The organism is uncultured Flavobacterium sp. (assembly GCF_937967675.1).
Taxonomy (GTDB): Bacteria; Bacteroidota; Bacteroidia; order Flavobacteriales; family Flavobacteriaceae; genus Flavobacterium.
The window spans coordinates 1-2583 of record NZ_CALBSN010000130.1 but is presented as its reverse complement, the minus strand read 5'-3'; the positions used below and the strand labels follow the sequence as shown (position 1 = coordinate 2583).

The window sequence follows — 2583 nt, the reverse complement described above, 5'->3', positions numbered from 1 at the left end:
TGGCATCAAAAATCATTTGGTTTAATGCTTTGGCAGCCATTGGACCTCTCCAAATAACCGCTTGATCTGGTTTTGTGAAAAATCCGATAGACAAAATTTCTACCCCATAGCTTGCAACCGGTTGCATTTTTGATTTGCCATCCACCTCAACCGAAATAGGTTTTGAGTTTTCAACATCAAACATGATTGGCATCGATGGCCCGTATATATCAGCATCTAAAACTCCGACTTTGAATCCCATTTTTGCTAATGAAACGGCTAAGTTGGCTGTAATTGTAGATTTTCCTACACCACCTTTTCCTGAAGCAACTGCGATAATATTTGAAATTCCAGGAATTTGTTTTCCACGAATTAAATTTGGATTTTCAGGTTTTTCTGGTGCTTCTACCTTGATGTTTACTTTTACTTTGGCTTTTTCGTACACTTTTTCATGAATTACTTTCATGATGTCTACTTCAGCACGTTTTTTAATATGCAAAGCTGGTGTTGATAAAAGTAAATCCACCACAACCTCATCGCCAAAAGTGATTACATTTTGAACTGCTCCACTTTCCACCATGTTTTTACCTTCACCTGCAACCGAAATAGTTTCTAATGCAGCTAAAATTTCTTTTCTATCTAATTTCATTTTTTCGATTTTTTTACAAATCAGTTTAAAGCAGAATAATTTACGTTTTTATTCAGACTGATTTTAGATTGCAAAGATAATAAGAAGTTTAGGAGTTTAAAAGTTTAGATGTTTAAAGTTTTCTTATAATTGAATTGTTAAAATTTATTGTGTACTGAATATTAATTGTAATCACAAAAAAATCAAATATTTTTCCGAAAACTAAAAATTTGGTTCCCAAAAATGTTTTTCGAAATCAATAATTTGATTATCGACAACTTGAATTCCTTCGTTTTCTAGAAGTTGTTGCATTAAATTTGTGCCTTCAAAATGATGTTTACCAGAGAGCAATCCTTTTCTATTAACAACTCGATGCGCGGGAACATCTTCTAAATTATGAGAAGCATTCATGGCCCATCCCACCATTCTTGATGATTTTGCCGCACCTAGCGCTTTTGCAATTGCCCCATAAGTAGTGACTTTCCCCTCGGGAATTTGTCGAACGATTTCGTAAACACGTTCAAAAAAGTTGTCGTTATTGGATGTTGCCTTTTTCAAATATTAAAAAAACATTTTATAAAGCGAAGAAATAGCAACTATTCCAGTTAATATTGCTATTAAAAAATTAATATTCTGAACTATAAAAGTAAGTTTATGTTCGATTTTCTTGAAGAATCGAGCGTACAAATAAAATACAAAATAAGTGCCTGAAGCAGCTGCTAGCGAAAACAAAAGAATAGAAATAATATCGTATTGAAACAATTCTTTTGAAGCCATCATTAAAGTAGTTAATGCATACCAAGGAATTGCGAACATATTAAAAGAAGATAACGCCATTCCGTATAAGAAACGATTTCTTTTTTTATCAATCTTTACTTCAATTTCTTTTTTCTTTTTGGCATTGAATCCCATTATAGTGAAAGCAATAGTTAACCCAATGAAAATAAAAGTCCCTATTTTTTTTAATCCTTCACTAAAAACAGGATTAGCATCTAAAAATTTAGCAAAATAAGTTCCTAAAAAGCTTTGAATAAAAACTACTACTACAGCCCCGAAAGCAAAATTTAAGGCTTGTTTTTGACTTTCTTTGATACTAATTTTAGCAATCGTCATATTCAACATACCCGGAATTATGATACCGCCAATGGAAATTATCAATCCTAGAAAAATAGCTAAAACAAACGTCATAAATTGATTTTTATCAAAAGTAAGGAAGAATATTGAAATGAAAGTAACAAAGATTACTTAATTCGGAACTTAATATAGGTAATAGGTTTGTTTACTTCTAAATATTGACTTTCATAAAACGTTTGAATACCAGTTACTTCTGCTGGCGCTCCTTCGTTTTTATAAATATTGTGGTTCGCATAAATTACTTCATGACCTAAACCATGTAACAACCCTAATGTATAACCATGCATGAATTCTGAATCGGTTTTTAAATGCATGAATCCTCTTGGTTTTAGAACTTTTTTGTAGCGCTCTAAAAACTCAGCATTCGTCATTCTGTGCTTTGTTCTTTTGTATTTGATTTGTGGATCTGGGAAAGTAATCCAAATTTCAGAAACTTCGTTTTCAGCAAAAATATGATGGATTAACTCAATTTGAGTTCTAACAAAAGCTACGTTATTCATACCCGATTCTACCGCAGTTTTTGCACCACGCCAAAATCTTGCTCCTTTGATATCAATTCCAATGAAGTTTTTTTCAGGAAATCTTTCAGCTAAACCAACAGAGTATTCTCCTTTTCCACAACCTAATTCTAATACAATTGGATTATCATTTTTAAAGAAATCACTACTCCACTTTCCTTTCAACGGAAATTGATCTCCTACCACTTCTTCTCTGGTTGGTTGGAACACATTAGTAAACGTTTCGTTTTCTTTAAATCGCTTTAATTTATTTTTACTTCCCACTTCTAAATAATTTTGGGCAAAATTAATCAAATAATTAGCACCACAAATAAACTTTTAATA

General features: G+C 31.9%; 4 protein-coding genes. All 4 read right to left on the bottom strand.

What is annotated here, in order from left to right:
• The coding region (locus Q0075_RS08795) for a P-loop NTPase (protein WP_297869200.1) at positions 1-628 on the bottom strand (628 nt) is incomplete at its 3' end.
• Positions 629-829: 201 nt separating this feature from the next.
• Positions 830-1165 (bottom strand): MGMT family protein, encoded by a 336-nt coding sequence (locus tag Q0075_RS08790; protein WP_297869199.1) that lies wholly within the window; start codon positions 1163-1165, stop codon positions 830-832.
• Between the two features lie 3 nt (positions 1166-1168).
• Positions 1169-1795, bottom strand: coding sequence for a LysE family transporter (locus tag Q0075_RS08785; RefSeq protein ID WP_297869198.1), 627 nt, complete (start codon positions 1793-1795; stop codon positions 1169-1171).
• A gap of 53 nt (positions 1796-1848) precedes the next feature.
• The gene (gene trmB, locus Q0075_RS08780) at positions 1849-2523 is read right to left on the bottom strand and encodes a tRNA (guanosine(46)-N7)-methyltransferase TrmB (RefSeq protein WP_297869197.1); all 675 of its coding nucleotides are present in this window, start codon (positions 2521-2523) and stop codon (positions 1849-1851) included.
• Positions 2524-2583: the final 60 nt, after the last annotated feature.

Coding starts and splice junctions, on each gene's coding strand:
- Q0075_RS08785 (WP_297869198.1), bottom strand. CDS start 1,795: ATGACGTTTGTTTTAGCTATTTTTCTAGGATTGATAATTTCCATTGGC.